At 71.9% G+C, this 15,648-nt stretch carries 12 protein-coding genes; 5 read left to right on the forward strand and 7 right to left on the reverse strand.

The window, feature by feature from the left end:
- Positions 1-249 precede the first annotated feature (249 nt).
- Positions 250-630 carry a MarR family winged helix-turn-helix transcriptional regulator gene (locus tag FAF44_RS03445; protein ID WP_237101509.1) on the forward strand — a complete coding sequence of 127 codons (381 nt, stop codon included), beginning with the start codon at positions 250-252 and terminating at the stop codon, positions 628-630.
- A gap of 103 nt (positions 631-733) precedes the next feature.
- Here FAF44_RS03445 and FAF44_RS03450 read toward each other — a convergent pair whose 3' ends face one another.
- Both FAF44_RS03450 and FAF44_RS03455 read right to left on the reverse strand, forming a co-directional pair.
- Complete coding sequence (locus FAF44_RS03450; protein WP_237101510.1) at positions 734-2,152, reverse strand: alpha/beta fold hydrolase; 1,419 nt, start codon at positions 2,150-2,152, stop codon at positions 734-736.
- A 266-nt stretch (positions 2,153-2,418) separates the two neighbouring features.
- Positions 2,419-4,485: a S9 family peptidase gene (locus FAF44_RS03455; protein ID WP_237101511.1), complete on the reverse strand. Its 2,067-nt coding sequence runs from the start codon at positions 4,483-4,485 to the stop codon at positions 2,419-2,421.
- A gap of 33 nt (positions 4,486-4,518) precedes the next feature.
- On the opposite strand from FAF44_RS03455, the gene mshB reads away from it, so the two are divergent.
- The 3 genes from mshB to FAF44_RS03470 are packed head-to-tail and all read left to right on the forward strand — an operon-like array spanning position 4,519 to position 6,370.
- Positions 4,519-5,424 (forward strand): N-acetyl-1-D-myo-inositol-2-amino-2-deoxy-alpha-D-glucopyranoside deacetylase, encoded by a 906-nt coding sequence (gene mshB, locus FAF44_RS03460; protein ID WP_237101512.1) that lies wholly within the window; start codon positions 4,519-4,521, stop codon positions 5,422-5,424.
- 11 nt (positions 5,425-5,435) lie between these two features.
- A complete protein-coding gene (locus FAF44_RS03465; protein ID WP_237101513.1) occupies positions 5,436-5,858 on the forward strand; it encodes a DUF6113 family protein in 423 nt (140 codons plus the stop codon).
- Positions 5,859-5,875: 17 nt separating this feature from the next.
- Positions 5,876-6,370, forward strand: coding sequence for a flavin reductase family protein (locus tag FAF44_RS03470; RefSeq protein WP_237101514.1), 495 nt, complete (start codon positions 5,876-5,878; stop codon positions 6,368-6,370).
- A 61-nt stretch (positions 6,371-6,431) separates the two neighbouring features.
- On the opposite strand, the gene FAF44_RS54400 is transcribed toward FAF44_RS03470, so the two are convergent.
- The gene (locus FAF44_RS54400) at positions 6,432-7,445 is read right to left on the reverse strand and encodes a hypothetical protein (protein WP_272894003.1); all 1,014 of its coding nucleotides are present in this window, start codon (positions 7,443-7,445) and stop codon (positions 6,432-6,434) included.
- 75 nt (positions 7,446-7,520) lie between these two features.
- On the opposite strand from FAF44_RS54400, the gene FAF44_RS03480 reads away from it, so the two are divergent.
- On the forward strand, positions 7,521-7,940 hold the full coding sequence (locus FAF44_RS03480; RefSeq protein WP_237101515.1) for a hypothetical protein: 420 nt from the start codon (positions 7,521-7,523) through the stop codon (positions 7,938-7,940).
- A gap of 82 nt (positions 7,941-8,022) precedes the next feature.
- On the opposite strand, the gene FAF44_RS03485 is transcribed toward FAF44_RS03480, so the two are convergent.
- The 4 genes from FAF44_RS03485 to FAF44_RS03500 all read right to left on the reverse strand — a co-directional run bounded on the left by FAF44_RS03485 (position 8,023) and on the right by FAF44_RS03500 (position 15,645).
- Positions 8,023-10,509: a penicillin acylase family protein gene (locus FAF44_RS03485; protein ID WP_237101594.1), complete on the reverse strand. Its 2,487-nt coding sequence runs from the start codon at positions 10,507-10,509 to the stop codon at positions 8,023-8,025.
- A 90-nt stretch (positions 10,510-10,599) separates the two neighbouring features.
- On the reverse strand, positions 10,600-11,871 hold the full coding sequence (locus FAF44_RS03490; protein ID WP_237101516.1) for a cysteine--tRNA ligase: 1,272 nt from the start codon (positions 11,869-11,871) through the stop codon (positions 10,600-10,602).
- A gap of 21 nt (positions 11,872-11,892) precedes the next feature.
- On the reverse strand, positions 11,893-13,755 hold the full coding sequence (locus FAF44_RS03495) for a sigma factor-like helix-turn-helix DNA-binding protein (protein ID WP_237101517.1): 1,863 nt from the start codon (positions 13,753-13,755) through the stop codon (positions 11,893-11,895).
- A 48-nt stretch (positions 13,756-13,803) separates the two neighbouring features.
- Positions 13,804-15,645 (reverse strand): UvrD-helicase domain-containing protein, encoded by a 1,842-nt coding sequence (locus tag FAF44_RS03500; RefSeq protein WP_237101518.1) that lies wholly within the window; start codon positions 15,643-15,645, stop codon positions 13,804-13,806.
- Positions 15,646-15,648: the final 3 nt, after the last annotated feature.

Below are 15,648 nucleotides of genomic sequence, written 5' to 3' on the forward strand. Positions count from 1 at the left end.
GCCCCCGGGCCCGGACCCAGGCCCGAGGGCGGGGTCGAGCATGGGGACGGGGCTGAGCCCGGACCCGAGTCCGAGCCTGCGTCTGGCCCCGGCCCTGGTCCTGCCTCCGGCCCTGGTCCTGCCCTTGACTTCGGCGCTGGCCCCGGCCTTAGGTCTGGGGCTGGCCTGAGGTATGGGGCTGGCTCAGGGACTGGGCCGGAGGTCGGGGATCAGGGTGGGGGTGAGTTTCAGGCGGCTGTGGAGCGGAACTTGTGTGGGCTGGTCGGGGCGTTGTCCCGGCAGATCGAGCAGCACGTCAGGGAGCGAGCGGTCAGGCTGAATCTGACCGCGCCCCAGGCCACCGCGCTGCGCGAGCTGAGCGGCCCGCTCACCATGCGCGAGCTGGCCGGCCGGATGGGGTGTGAGCCGTCGAACGCGACCTTCGTCATCGACCGGCTGGAAGAGCAGGGACTCGTCGAACGACGCCCCCACCCGAGCGATCGCCGTGCCAAGCAACTCTCCCTGACCTCTGAGGGCACCGCCCTGCGTAACCAGTTGCTCGAGATCCTCATGGAGGACTCGCCCATGGCCGGTTTCACGCCGCAGGAGCAGGAGATGCTTCAGGACCTCCTGCAGAAGGCCCTGCGCTGAGCTGAGGCACGTCGTTCATCCGGCAGGAGTGTACGAGCGGCGGCTCGGTCGCCGTCGCTGATTCACCACCTGGCGGAACGAACGGCGCACGCGTGGTCGTTGGTCAGCATTGGGTTTCGGAGGGCGGGAGCGTCCGGGTGGTGAGGTAGCGGTTGATGTGTGCGCGGGCGCATGCGTTCGTGCCGTAGAGGGTGTGGCCGGGGCCGTCGTGGTGGATGGTGGTGCTGCCGGGGACCTGGGAGAGGATGCGTTCCGTCGCGTCTGACTCGCCCCACGTGCCCGCGCCGAGCAGCGGCGGCAGGCCCTTCGGGAGGGCGGCGGGCGGGTTGGTGACCGGTACGGGCCAGCCGATGCAGTTGAGGGTGCTCGTGGCGAAGGTGTTGGCCGCGCCCGCGTTGGGAGCGATCTTGCGGAGCCGGGTCACCGTCGCGGTCAGGTCTTTGAGGCTGGTGAAGCGGGGCCAGTCGGTGCATTCGGTGACCGGGGTGGCCTGGTCGGGGTAGCGGAGGCCGCTGCCGGCGGGCACGAAGCCGGAGGCGTCGCCCTTGCTCGCCTTGCGGATCGCGGTGGCCAGCGTGGGCCAGGCCGAGGCGCCCTGACGGGCGAGGCCCAGGGCGAACGACTGGAGGTCGCCCGCCTTGTACGCGACGCCGGGCGTCTTGGTGGGGATGGGGGCGGCGGCTGACCGGGCGATCAGCTTGCGCCAGAGGGCGGGGACGTCCGTGCAGGCGTTGCCGGTGCACCAGGTGAAGAAGCGTCGCAGGTGTTGCTCGTTCGTGGCGGCCGTCGCCTCCAGCTCGCGTGCCCAGTCGGCGGCGCTGTGGTTGTAGGTGCCGTCGAGGACCATCGTGCGGACGTTGCCCGGGAAGAGACGGGCATACGCCTGGCCGTAGAAGCCCGCGTAGGAGGCGCCGTAGTAGTTGAGCTTGTCGTCGCCGAGCGCCTGTCTGATCGCTTCCATGTCTCTGGCGTGGTCGGCCGAGCTCATGTTGGCGAACAGCTCGGGGTCGTTGCGGCGGCAGCCCTCGGCGTAGCCGCGGTTGGTGTCGGCCAGGCGGCCGAAGTCGGCGTTGTCTCGTGGCAGGTCGGCGATGGGGAGGCGGGTCCATGTGCACGGCAGGCCCGTGCTGAGGCCCTGGAACTGGTCGCCGCCGTAGCCGCGGGTGTCCCACGTGATGAGGTCCATCTGCTTGCGCAGGTCGGGCCACCAGGTGGGGAGGGACTGGGTCATGGCGATGCCGGGGGCGCCCGGACCGCCGTAGGACACCAGGACCGAGCCCTTCGGTGTGCCGGTGGCTTTCAGACGGCCGATCTTGAGGGTGAGCTTGCGGCCTTCGGGTTTCTGCCAGTCGGCCGGGACCTGGAGATCGGCGCACTCCATGCCGATCTTGTCGTTGGGGCAGGGCTGCCACTTCAGCGTGTCGGCGGTGCGGGCGCTTGGCGTGGTGACGGCTGCCGCCGCGGGCCCTGGCAGGAGTGCCGCGATGAGCAGGGACAGCGTGAGGGTGAGGGGCTTCGGCATGGCCATCACGATGCCGGAGCGAGGTGGTGGTGCGCGTCGGACCGGGGTTTGGTCTTTGGGGGCGGCCAGTCGGACCAGGGTTTGACAGACGGGCTGATGAGCGCCGGGTGGGAGCCGCCGTTTCCGCCCGACGGTGGCCAGGTGGGAGTGCCGGGCGGGAGGAGGCTCCCGCCCGACGGTGGTTCAGATGGGTCCCGCCGCTCCCGCTCCACGGCGGTCAGCCGGAAGCGGGCCGTTCCGTCCGACGGCGGTGAGAGCGCCGGGCTTCAGGTGCCCAGCGACCTCTTCAGGAAGTCCACCTGAAGCAGCATCAGGTTCTCGGCCACGACCTCCTGCGGCGTCATGTGCGTCACCCCCGACAGGGGCAGCACGCTGTGCTGCCGACCGGCCGCGAGCAGGGCCGACGACAGGCGGAGGGTGTGCGCGGCCACGACGTTGTCGTCCGCCAGACCGTGGATCAGCAGCAACGGCCGCTCCAGCTTGGCCGCGTCCGCCGACAACGACGACTGCTCGTAGACCTCCGGCTGCCGCCCGGGGTCGCCCAGGTAGCGCTCGGTGTAGCAGGTGTCGTACAGCCGCCAGTCGGTGACCGGGGCGCCCGCCACGGCCGCGTGGAACACGTCGGGACGCCGCAGCACCGCGAGCGCCGCCAGGAAGCCGCCGAACGACCAGCCGCGGATGGCGACCCGGGTGAGGTCGAGGTCGTCGGGGTACTGCTCGGCGACGCCGTGCAGCGCGTCGATCTGGTCCTCCAGCACCGGGGTCGCCAGGTCGTTGAGCACGGCGCGCTCGAAGTCGGTGCCCCGCCCCGGGGTGCCGCGGCCGTCGGCCACGATGACGGCGAAGCCCTGCTCGGCGAACCACTGGCTCTCCAGGAACGCGCCGCGCCGGTTGAGCACCCGCTGCGCGTGCGGCCCGCCGTACGGGTCCATCAGCACCGGCAGCCTGCTCGACCCCTGCTCGTGCCAGGACGGCAGCACCACGGCGGTGGCCAGCTCGCGACGGCCGGAACGGCCGAGCGAGACGCGCAGGTCGAGCCCGGGACGCTCGGCGAACGACGGGATCGGCACGGCCATGCCGTCGCGGCGGACGACCGTGGTCGACACGCCCTCGGCGTCGAGGCTCTGCTCGGTCAGCACGCCCACCCCGCCGGACATCCGCCCCGAGAACACCCCGGAACGGGTGGAGACGGGCAGCAGCGAGTGGCCGTCCCACGTCCACAGGTGGACCTCGGTCGGATCGCCGCTCGCGCTGAACAGCACGCTGTCGTGATCGACGTCGAGCACGGCCCGCACCTGCAGGGTCGGGGGCGTGACGGCGCGGTCGCCGACGAACAGCCGGTGGCCGCCCTCGGAGTTGGCCACCCACACCAGTGAGCCGTCGTCGAGGTGCGCGGGCACGCCGCCGACGATGTCGACCCACGCCGGGTCGGTGTCCTCGCGCACCAGGGTGGCCGCGCCCGTGGCGGGGTCGATCGCGGACAGCCGCATCGTCCGCTGGTCGCGGGTCATGGTCACGATCGACAGCGCGTGGGAGTCCCAGGCGGCCGTGGCGAGGTACTCCTCGTCGTACGGCACCGCCACCCGCGACCCGTCGAGCCCCAGCACGAACAGCTCGGTGAGCGCGTTGGGCGTGCCCGCCGCCGGGTAGCGCCGGGCCGCCGGGGTGCGGTCGGGGTTGGCCGGGTCGGCGATGTGCCAGACGCCCACGGGGGCCTCGTCGGCGCGTTCGACCAGCAGGGCGTCGCTGGACGGCGCCCACCAGTAGCCGCGCATCCGGTCCATCTCCTCGGCGGCGATGAACTCGGCCAGCCCGTACGTCACCGTCTCCGACTCAGGCTCGGCCAGCGCGCGGTCCGCGCCCGAGGCGAGGTCCTGGACGCGCAGGGCGCCGCCGCTGACGTAGGCGACATGGCGTCCGTCGGGCGAGAGGCGGGGGTCGATGACCGCGCCCGGGGTGTCGAGCCTGCGGGTCTCCCCGCCGGCCAGTTCCACCACGTGCAGCCCGCCGGACAGCGCGAAGCAGGCTCTGGTCAGCTCGGCGTCGGTGGCGTAGGCGACCACGCCGCCCGCCGCCTCGCGGCTGCGCTCGCGCCTGGCCCGCTCCTCCGGCGGGAGGTCCTCCTCGTCGCCCTGGAACGCGCGCGGATCGACGACCAGGCGTTCGACGTGGGTGTCGGTGTCGAGCTCCCACAGGCAGGTCACCGGATCGGTGCCCGACTTCGTGCGCAGGAACACCACCCGGCCGCCGTCGGGGGAGATCGTGAAGCCCCGGGGCACGCCCAGGGTGAACCGGCGGGTTCTGGCGGACAGGCGCGGGAAGCTCTCGCTCATGGCCTCAATCCTGCCATTGCTACGCTCGTGGGCATGACTGATCGACGGCTCCTGCTCGTGCACGCCCACCCGGACGACGAGTCGATCGGCACCGGCGCGACCATGGCCAGGTACGTCGCGGAAGGCGCCCACGTCACGCTGGTCACCTGCACGCTCGGCGAGGAGGGGGAGATCATCCCCGCGGACCTCGCGCATCTGGCCGCCGACCAGGACGACGCGCTCGGACCGTACCGGATCGGCGAGCTCGCCGCCGCCTGCCAGGCGCTCGGCGTCGAGGACCACCGTTTCCTGGGCGAGCCGGGCCGCTGGCGCGACTCGGGCATGATGGGCGTGGCCTCCAACGACCATCCGCGCGCGTTCTGGGGCGCCGACCTCGACGAGGCGGCGGGGGAGCTGGTCAAGGTCATCAGGGAGGTACGCCCGCAGGTCCTCGTCACCTACGACGCCAACGGCTTCTACGGGCACCCCGACCACATCCAGGCCCACCGGGTTTCGCGCAGAGCGTTCGAGCTGGCCGCGAAACCGGGCTTCGGCGAGGGCGAGCCCTGGCAGATCGCGAAGTTCTACCACACGGCCGTCGCCAGGTCCGTCATGGGACGCGGGGCCGAGGCGCTGCGTGAGGCCGACGTCGACTTCCTGACCGAGAACGTCGAGGACATGCCGTTCGGCAGCCCGGACGAGGACGTCACCACCGAGATCGACGCCCGCCCGTGGATCGGCAGCAAGCTGGAGGCCCTGCGCGCCCACGCCACGCAGATCAGCGTCCGGTCGCCCTGGTTCGCGCTGTCGAACAACATCGGCCAGGAGGTGCTGGGCGTCGAGCACTACACGCTGGCCATCGGCGTGCCCGGCCCCGTGGTGCCGGGTCCGCCCGTCGAGGCGGGGGGTCTGGGCGAGCCGCAGAACCGCGAGAACGATCTTTTTGCGGGCATCGACTAACCTCGTTCGACATGGAACATCGCAGCCAGGCCGAGTCGGCGCTGGGCGGGGCGGCCTACGGGATGCTGTTCGTGCTCGGGGTCGTCATGGCCGTCGTGGGCGGCTTCACGCATCCCGATCCGGCGTGGCAGTTCGGCGCCGTGCCGGTGTCGGCGATCGTCTGGGTGCTGGCGTTGTTCGGGGTGTGCCTGGGGGCGGGCAAGCTGATGCGGGCGCGGCTCGGCGCCATGGCGACGGCGCTCGGCTGGCTGCTGGTGACCATGCCGTTCACGCTGGAGCTGAAGGCCGGGGACCTCGTGATCGCGTCGGGTCTTCCCGGTTATGTCTACCTGTACGGGGGTTTGCTGGCTCTAGTGGTGGCCTATCTGCTTTCGCCCACGTCTAGAGGTGGATCTTGGCTTCTGCGTGGGTACCCTCCGAATAGCCAGACATAGCGGCATAAAGTAGCGAGGTGCATTCCATCGAGCGGCACGTGGATCCGGGAACGTACCGCAAGGTCGTCGGCCGCTTCGCCACCGGGGTCGCGATCGTCACGACCAGGCTGGACGGCGTCGATCATGCGATGACGATCAACTCCTTCACCTCCGTCTCCCTCGACCCGCTGCTCGTGCTGTTCTGCGCGGAGAAGGTGGCGCGCTTCCACGACGCCGTGCTGGAGGCCGGGGTGTGGGGGGTGTCGGTGCTGCCGGCCTCCATGGAGGACGCCTCGCGCTTCTTCGCCCACCGCGGACGCCCGCTGAACGGGCAACTCGCCAGGTGGCCGCACCGTCACGGGGAGTCGGGGGTGGCGCTGTTCGACGGGGCCGCCGCGACCGTGGAGTGCGCGACCACGGCGGTGCACGACGGCGGGGACCACTCGATCCTGGTGGGCGCGGTGACGGCGCTGGGCACGCCGTCGGACGACAAGCCGCTGCTCTACCACGAGGGCCGCTACAAGTCCCTCTGACCCCACCCGTCGAGGCACGAGTCGGGCCAGGCACGTGGCCTGGCCCGATCGGGTGCCGTTCCTACTGGGCCGGAGCGGTGGCCGACTCCGACGGCGTCGCCGTCGCGCTGTCGGTCGGAACGCCGGTCTCCGTGGGAACGCCGGTGCCGGTCGGCGCCGGGTTCTCCGTGGGAGCGTCCGTGGGCTCCTCGGTCGGCGGCTCGGTCGGCGAGTCGGTCGGCGGCGGGCAGGTCGGGATCTCGGTGGGGGACACGGTGTCGGTCGGAGCGGTGGTCGGCTGGTCGGTCGGAACGTCCGCCGGGGTGTCGGTCAAGGTGCCGGACGGCGCGGGCGTCGGCGTCTCACTCGGCGCCGGCGTCTCCGTGACGGTGGGGGTCGCGGTCGGGACGGCGGTGTCCGTCGGAGTGACGGAACTCGTGGGCTCCTCGGAGGGCGGGAGCGTGCCCGTGGGCTCCTCGGACGGCGGTACGGCGTCCGTCGGCTCGACGTACGGCTGACAGGTGAACGTCTCCGTGACCGTCGGGCCGGGTTCTGTGACGGTGACCGTGGGACCCGGTTCGGTCACCGTGACCGTCTCGCGGACGGTGACGGTCGGCAGCGGCGCCATGCTGACGTCGGGCTGCCCCTTCTTCTTGTACGTGCCCCGGCCCAGCCGGATCGAGGCGTCCTTCTCGCCTCCGAGAACCGTCAACTCCGTGGTCGGGTCCTTACACGATCGCCTCTTGCACACCCGTTGCTCGACGCTGAAGAAACCCGCGCCCGCATAGGTGACAGAGACGTTCAGATAGGAAACGCCCCTCTTCTTGACCACCTTCGTCTCGGCGGTGTACTCCCCGGTCGTGGGGCTCTCCGTCGGGGTGGGGGTGGCCGTCGGGATGGTGGTCTCGGTGGGGTTGGCGGTCTCACTCGGGGCCGGCGGCGACGTTGACGGGTCGCCGGCTAAAGCCAGTTGCGCGTGGGGAGGAGAGTCGGTGAGTCGGAGGGGATCGGTCGCTGACGTCTGGGTGATCGCGACTCCGCCGGCTCCTGCCAGTGCGACGGTGCCGAGCAGCGCGCCCAGGATGGAGAATCTCATAATCCTGCTCTTGTGGGAGATTTCAGGACGGGGATCATTATTCCGACTTGTCAAGATTGGTCAAGACTGAGACGCATGGACAGGCGCTTTCGGTTCCGGCGCGCGGTGAACTACCTCAACCTCTCCACACCGCTCGGCCTGCTGGTCGCGGTCGTGGGCGGCGCGTCCAGACAGGCCGGTCCCGACGGGCTCGTCCTGGCCTTCGGATACCGCTACCGCTTCCCCGTCGCGGGGGCCTTCACGATCGGGAACGTGGTTCTGACCAGCAGAGACGCGCTGAGTGGGCGGCTCGTCCAGCACGAGGGGCGGCACGCCACGCAGTGGGCGTGGTGTCTCGGGCTGCCGATGTTGCCGCTCTATCTGGCCGCCATGCTCGTCTCGGTGATCCTCTGCGGCCATCAGGCTTCGTACAACGTTTTCGAACGCCTGGCCGGGCTGGACGACGGCGGATACCCCTCCCGGCGGGTGTGGTGGCGGCGTACCGGGGGCTCCTGATTGACACTCTTTGTCAACGCCGTGTGCGCAGAGCGACCGTCCGCCGGGCTCTCCGGGGCAGGCGGCGCCCGCCCCGGAAGGCTCAGGGATTCAGCCGGAGCGTGTGCCTGGCGGCCTTCTTGACCGCCTCCGGCGACGAGTACATGGGCAGCAGGTCCCCCCGCGCCCACGCCTGCGTCTGATCCCAGTAGTTCTCGTGGAAGGCGTGCCCCGAGGCCCCGGTGAGGTTGACCCACCGGGACAGGTCCAGGTCCGACAGGTCGACGACCATCCGCATCGACGGCACCGCCGTGATCGCGTACCCGTTCTGGACGTTCCAGCCCGTGGCGTCGACCGCGTCCTTGCTCCCGCCGACCGGCAGCGGCCCCCGGTTGAACAGCGCTTCGACGGCGGCGATCCCCGACGTCCCCAGCGAGCCGTTGACCAGTTCGAGCTGGTGCAGGTCGCCCCAGCGCCACGCCTTGACGTCCGCGCCGAGCCGGTCGGCCAGCTCCTGGTGCGCCGACGCCATGGCCTGGCGGAGGATGTCGTCGCGGGTCTCGGTGATCTCGCGGGTGGTCACGTCGTCCCAGAACGGGTCCTCCGGGGCCTCCAGCAGCCGCCTGACGACCTCGTACCAGCGGTCCCCTCCCGTGGGGCGGGCCGACTCGGGCAGGTCGTCGTCGAAGGTCAGCGTGAGCAGGTGGCGCCAGACGGCGTTGAAGTAGGCGGCGGCGGCCGAGTCGGGGGTCTGCGCGCGGTCCCACGTCCTGAGCAGGTCCCTGGCCTGGACGGAGGGGCCCGCGAGGTCAACCTGCAGCAGGGCCGGGACGAGGGTCTCGGCGAAGCCGTTGTGGGTGTCCTGCTGGATGCGGGACATGGCCGCCGAGTCGATCGGGCCTTTTTCGAGGGCCTCCTTGATGAGGGTGCGGATGCGTTCCGAGCGGTAGCCGTACGACCAGTCCATGGTGAGGAGGGGCTGGTAGCGGCTGGGGTCGATGACGGCGTTGTTGGCGGTGACGATGAAGCCGTCCGCCGGGTCCTCGACGGAGGGGAGCTGGTCGTAGGGGATGGGGGCGGTGTTCCAGTCGTACTCGCCGGTCCAGCCGGGGACGGGCCAGGTGCCGTCGCCGTTGGTGCGCACGGGGATGCGGCCAGGGGCCTGGTAACCGATCTTGCCGGAGGTGTCGGCGTAGACGAGGTTCTGGGCGGGGACGTCGAAGAGCGCGGCGGCGGCCTTGAACTCGCTCCAGTCGCCCGCCTTGTTCAGCGCGAAGACGGCGTCGGCGGTCCGGCCGGGCGTGAGCGCCGTCCACTGCAGCGCCACCGCGTTGGCCTCGCCGCTGGGCCGGGCGCCGGGGATGACCTCGTTGATGAGCGGGCCGTGCCGGGTGCTCCTGACGGTGATCGTGACCGTCTTGCCTCCGGCCACCTTGATCTTCTCCTGCCGGGTCTCCAGCGGCAGCCTGGAGTTCTTGTACAGGTACGTGTCGCCGTCCACCTGTTCGAGGAAGAGGTCGGCCACGTCCGGGCCGAGGTTGGTGAAGCCCCAGGCGATCCGGTCGGTGTGCCCGATGATCACGCCGGGCATGCCGGAGAACGTGTACCCGGTCACGTCGTACGGGCACGCCTCGCTGACCTTGCGGCAGTGCAGCCCCGCCTGGTACCAGACGGACGGCATCTGTGCCGACAGGTGCGGGTCGTTGGCCAGCAGCGGCTTGCCGCTCTTGGTGTGCTCGCCGGAGACCACCCACGAGTTCGACCCGATGCCGGACCGGTCGGCGGCGCCCATGGTGCTCGGCACGGCATCCAGCGTGTCGGCCGCCGCCTGGAGCGCCCGCCCGGCGCGCAGCCGCGGCTCGGCGCGCTGGTCGAAGCGCCCCTGGCGGACGGTGCCCTCGTTGACGATCGGCAGGTGCCGGTCGTACGGGTAGCCGGGGTAGAGCTGCTCGACCCGCTCCCTGGGCAGCTTGGTGGCGGCCAGCGCGCGGTCGATCTCGTCCTCGACGTTGGAGCGCAGGTCCCACGCCATGGCCTTCAGCCAGGCCACGGAGTCGACCGCGGTCCACTTCTCCGGCGTCCCGCCGCCGCCCTGGAGCTTCAGGACGGAGTACTCCAGGCTGCGGTCGGAGGCGTTCGGGTTGGCGCTGATCCAGGCGTTGACGCCCTTGGCGTAGGCGTTCAGGTAGTTCTGGGTGTCCTGGGCGAGCTCCGGCACCTCCTGCTCGGCCACCCTGCGCCAGCCCATGGTCCGCAGGGCCTTGTCGTTGTCGAGGGTGGAGGCGCCGAACAGTTCGGAGAGGCGTCCGGCGGTCATGTGGCGGCGGAAGTCCATCTCGAAGAAGCGGTCCTGGGCGTGGACGAAGCCCTGGGCCATGAAGAGGTCCGCCGCGCTGTCGGCATAGATGTGCGGGATTCCTGACTTATCCCGATAAATCTCCACGGTCCCGGCCAGGCCGGGGAGCCGCAGCGATCCGTCCACCTGCGGGAACGACTTCCGCACCGTGTAGACGACGACCCCAGTCAGGACCAGAGCCAGTGCGAGAAGAACGGTCAATACCCGAGCGGCCCACCGCAACGGCCACGGCATCCACGCAAAGGGTCTCACCGCCACCTCCTTCATGCCGAACTGGCATCAAGTCTGGCAGTTCGTGATCACTGCTCCGGACGCCCAGCCGCGTCAGACCCAGGTTTGGCCCTCGGGAGTGTCGGAAACCCGCACCCCCAGCTCGGCCAGTTCCTCCCGCAACCGGTCGGCCCGCGCCCAGTCGCCGGCCTCGTACGCGCGGGCCCGTGCCGCCAGCAGCTCGGCGGCCCCGGGCGGCGGCAGCCGGGGCTTGCCGATGTCGGTGGACAGGTCGAGCCCCAGCACCTGGTCGAGGTGCAGGAACGTCTCGAACTTCGCCCCCGGCGCCACCGACTCGTCGCCTTCCAGCTCCCGCAGGACGCGCAGCGCCGCCGGAGTGTCGAGGTCGTCGTCGAAGGCCGCCTCCACGCGGTCCACGTGCGCCTGGGACAGCGGGACGCTCACCGACTCCGCCCACTCCGCCACGCGCGAACGCCACCCCCGCACCGCGCGGTCGGCGGCCCGCAGCGTGTCCCAGGTGAGGTCGAGCCGCGCGCGGTAGTGCCGCTCCAGGAACGCCATCCGCACGGCCAGCGGATCGAGCCCGGCCGCCACCACGTCGGACAGCAGCACCACGTTCCCCGCCGCCCCGGCCATCGCGCGCCCGTCGAAGAGCACGTGCTCGCTGTGCGCCCACTGCCGCACCACCTCGTGCCCGGCCGCGCAGTCGGACTGCGCCCGCACGTTCTCGTGGTGCGGGAAACGCAGGTCGATCCCGCCGACGTGGACGTCGGAGCGCGGGCCGAGGAAACGCAGCGACATGGCCGAGCACCCCACGTGCCGGCCGGGGACGCCGCGCCCCCAGGGCGACTCCCAGCCCTCCTCACCAGGCTCCCACAGGGCCCAGTCGGCGTGGCAGCGCCTGCCGGGACCGGCGGGTTCGAGCGGGTCGAGCCGGTAGCCGGAGATCTCCCCGTAGGAGGGGAAGGTCCGTACGTCGAAGAACACCGGGCCGTCCGGGGTCGCGTAGGCGTGCCCCCGCTCGATCAGCCCGGCGACCAGCTCGATCATCGCCTCGACGTTCTCACCGGCGCTCGGCCGGTGCTCCGGCGGCCGGAGGTTGAGCGCGGACGTGTCGGCCACGAACGCGTCGTCGTGGCCCCGCTCCGCCGCGGGACGGCCGGCGTCGGCGATGTCCCGGCAGGCCACGACGCGTACCCTCTGGCGCTCCAGGACCCGTCTGATCAGGTCGGACAGCAGGTGCGCGCGCAGGTCGCCCACGTGCGCGCGGCGACCGGCCGCGGGCCCGCACGTGTACATCCGCACCGCGCGCCCGGCGGCGAGCTGCCCGGCCCGCCCGGTGCGCGTGTCGTGGATCCGCAACATCTCCCGAGCTTAGCCCGGCCGTCAGCCGCCCAGGAAACCGAGGATGTCCCGGTCGCCGCGCTCGCGCAGCCTGCCCAGGATCTCCTCGCGGGTGGCCGTGTCGGGCAGCCCGATCCTGGCCCCGATCAGCCGCAGCCCCTCGATCTCGGAGCTGACGGGGGCGGTGTAGCCGAACAGGTAGAGCGCCCGGTTGACGGGCGGCATCCCGACGGGTGCGGCGGGCAGGTGGCGCGTCAGCAACTCGCCGCCGTCGGACACCGTCAGGAAGACGTGGTCGCCCTCGTTCGCCTTGTACTCCGACAGCACGTTGCGGATCGAGCCCATCGTCGGCTGGTTGTGCCAGCTGATCACCACGTCGCCGGACGGCGCCGAGGCCGTGAGCTGCCCGCCCGGGGCCATCCCCAGGTAGGCCGCGAACCCCGTGGGCAGCGGCGATCCCGACCCGCGCAGGTGCTCGGCGTTCACGTCCACCCGGTGCCACCAGCGGCCGTCGCGGGAGCGGAAGCTGCGCCGCGTCTCCGAGACGTCCCTGCGCGGCTGGTACGGCTCCGCCTCCCCGCCCGGCGCGGTGCCCGCCACCCTGATCCAGCCCCGCTGCGTGCGCTCGAACCCGGGCCCGCCCGAGTAGGCGCGCACCGAGCTCTCGCTCACCTCGTAGCGGGAGGTCAGGTTCGCCACGATCGTGCTCACCGAGGCCTCGCCGCCGGCCCGCTCGATCTCCCTGGCGATCATCTCCCTGATCCCCAGGTACTCGTCGCCGCCCCACCCGGTCAGCCCGTACTTGTTGCGGTCGACCCGGCGGAAGCGCTCGTCGGCGGTGAGCTGGTTGCGGATGCCGACCAGGCTGTAGTCCTCGCCGATGCGCTCCTGGATCTCCTCGGGCGTCAGCGGCGCGCCCGCCACCGCGAGCACCGCCTCGGCCTTCTCGTTGATGCTGCGCGGCCACGGCACCACGTGCTGGCCCAGCACGCGCAGTTGCGGCACGGCCAGGATCCACCGCTCGGCCACGTCCTCGCGCACGCCGAGCTGGGTCACCATGGACACGGCCGCGCCGAGCGGGTGCGGCCCGTCGGCGAAGAGCTGGCGGGTCTTCTCGCGCAGTTCGTCGGCCCCGCCCGCCACGAGCCAGTCGTCGGCCTGCTCGTAGCCGGTCAGCAGCGTGCGCACGAACCGCCACGCCGGGATGCCCAGCGCGCGCAGTTCGGCGCCGTGCCACGGCACGGTGGTCTGGAGGTCGTCGGCGGGCACGGCGGAGCCCAGCCGGCCCCGCAGCCAGGAGACGTGGGTCACCAGTGCGGACGCCTCGGGCCTGCCCAGCCAGCCCTCCACGCTCTCGCGCAGGTCGCGCTCGATCTGCCTGATCCGCTCCCGGGTCACCGAGAAGCGCTGCGCCAGCTCGTCGAGCGTGACCCGCTGGGTGGCGTACAGGCGGTCGCGGGCGATGGCCCGCTGCCGGTCGTCCATCGCCCCGAACAGCTCGTCGATCAGCTCGGGGAGCGGCCGGTCGGGCTTGGCGGGCGAGGGCGACGGGGACGGCGACTGCACGGCCTCGGGGACGGGTTCGAGCAGCCGCTCGAACACGGCGCCGAACAGCTTCTGCACCATGTCCTTGCCCAGGGACTCGGGCGTGCGCTCGGCCTCGACGGGGTCGGAGAAGCGCAGCAGCGGCAGGATGTCGCCGAGCATGAGATGCCCCCAGCAGGCCACGGCGAGCTCGGCCAGGCGGTCGGCCACGGCCTGTGTGCCGGCCATGGCGCACGCGCGGTCGAGGGGAATCGCCTGCCACCAGGCCTCGGGCAGCTTCGGCTCCTCCACGATCGGCGCGATCTGACCAGGGGAGGTCCAGCGCAGGGGTGGCGTGAGGTCGCTCAGGCTGAGGTTCATTGAGGTCCAACCGGCAAAGGGAAGATATCCGCAGTTCAGACTATGTGATCAGAGCGGTAGAAACGGGCTCCCTCTTCCGGAATGGGAGATATAGAGCATCGAACGGGCACGAGTGCAGGCGACGAACAGTATGCTCCGTTCGCGTTGCAGGGCACGAGCCCGCGCGTACGGATCTCGGGGCGGCTGCTCGGGCGGCGGCCCGGGGACCACCCCCTCCTCCACCCCGATCAGCGCCACCCGCTCGAACTCGAGCCCCTTCAACTGCTGGAACGTCGAGATCCGCACGTCGAGACCGGAGAGCGCGCGCCTGGCCGCGCGGACCAGCCGCTGCTCCCGGGCCCCGACCGCGATCTCCCGCGGCGGCACCCCGTCGGCCAGCCAGGCGTCGATCGTGCCGCGCAGCCCGGTCAGCTCCGCCTCCGGCGTGTCGTACGCCCGGACGACCGGCCGCTCGCCGTGGCGGTCCGCGCTGAAGTCCGACAGGTCGGTCGCGTCCTTGACCAGGCCGGGGGAGGGGCCGCCGCGCAACCGCACGACGAAGGAGAGCAACTCCTGCGACAGCCGGTGCGAACGGTGGAGCGTGTGCTGGACGGCCGGGATGCCCAGCGCGCCGAGCGTCACCCGCGTGTCCGTGACGCGCTGGTGCGGGTCCCCGACGATGAACAGGTCGTCGCGCGCCCGGGGCACGGCCGCCCGCAGCAGCCGCCACTGCGCCGGGCTGATGTCCTGTGCCTCGTCCACAATCATGTGACGGTACGGCTTGCCCGCCGGATCCACGTCGTCGAGGAGATCTCCGGTCGTGATCGACAACAACCTGAGCGCGTCCTCCGTGAGCTGGGCCAGCGAGCGCGCCCCCGGGCCCACCAGCGCCGGACGGCGGCCCTCCGCGCCGGCCACGATGCGGACCGCCAGGCGCTCGGGGTTGTCCACCTCGACCCGCTTGCGCAGCACCTCGTCCTCGATGAGCAGGTCCAGCTTCGCCGACAGCTCCTCGGCCAGGCTCTGGGAGAACGTCACCAGCAGCACCGGCCCGGCGCCCCGCGCGGCCAGATGGGCGGCCCGGTGCAGGGCGACCACGGTCTTGCCGGTGCCCGCACCCCCCACGACCAGCACCGGATGCTCGTACCTGGCCGCCCTGGCCAGCCGGTGCTGCGGCGGGTGCAGGAACGTGCACCAGCCCGGCGCGCTCAGCACCCGGTCCAGCATGACCTTGTCGGAGACGAACGCGGCGCGGTCCGGGCTGCGCAGCAGCGCCGCGTACAGGTCGTCGGTGTCGATCGGGCCGGGCTCGCGCTCGCCGGCACGGCAGGAGTCCAGCTCCCGCCACGCCTCCGACAGCGTGCCGCCCCTGGCCAGCACGGCCAGCGGCGCGTACTGGGTGGGCGGCAGCAGCGGCTCCAGCGCCGCCACGTCGGCCTCGGTCGCGATCAGGCGGAACAGCGGCAGCGCGGGCCCGTCGAGGCCCAGCCCCAGCAGGTCGCCGTCGCAGATCGGGGCGAACAGCCGCTCGGGCGCGGACGACCTGCTCGCCGACCGGCGTAACGCGGGCTCCACCCGCTCCAGGGCCTCGGCGTCCCACTCCTCGACGACGCCGAGCACCGGGTTGACGCCGTAGCGGTGGCGGCGGGCGTACGACCACGCCTCGGGGTCGGGCAGGACCGTACGCAGCCAGTACACGTCCCGCTGCCGCACCAACACCCCGCGATGGCCCTCGGCCAGGCGCAGGGTCGCGACCCGCGGATCCCTGGCGCCCCTGACCCGCTCGGGGTGCGGGGCGCCCGAGACGTTCAGCAGGAACCGGCGCAGCGCGACCACGGCGTCCCTGCGCACCGGCTGGGCCAGTGCGCTGAGCTCCCTGGGAAACTCAGGGCCGATCGCGAGCCGCGGCACCGG

Source organism: Nonomuraea sp. MG754425 (assembly GCF_021699195.1).
Taxonomy (GTDB): Bacteria; Actinomycetota; Actinomycetes; order Streptosporangiales; family Streptosporangiaceae; genus Nonomuraea.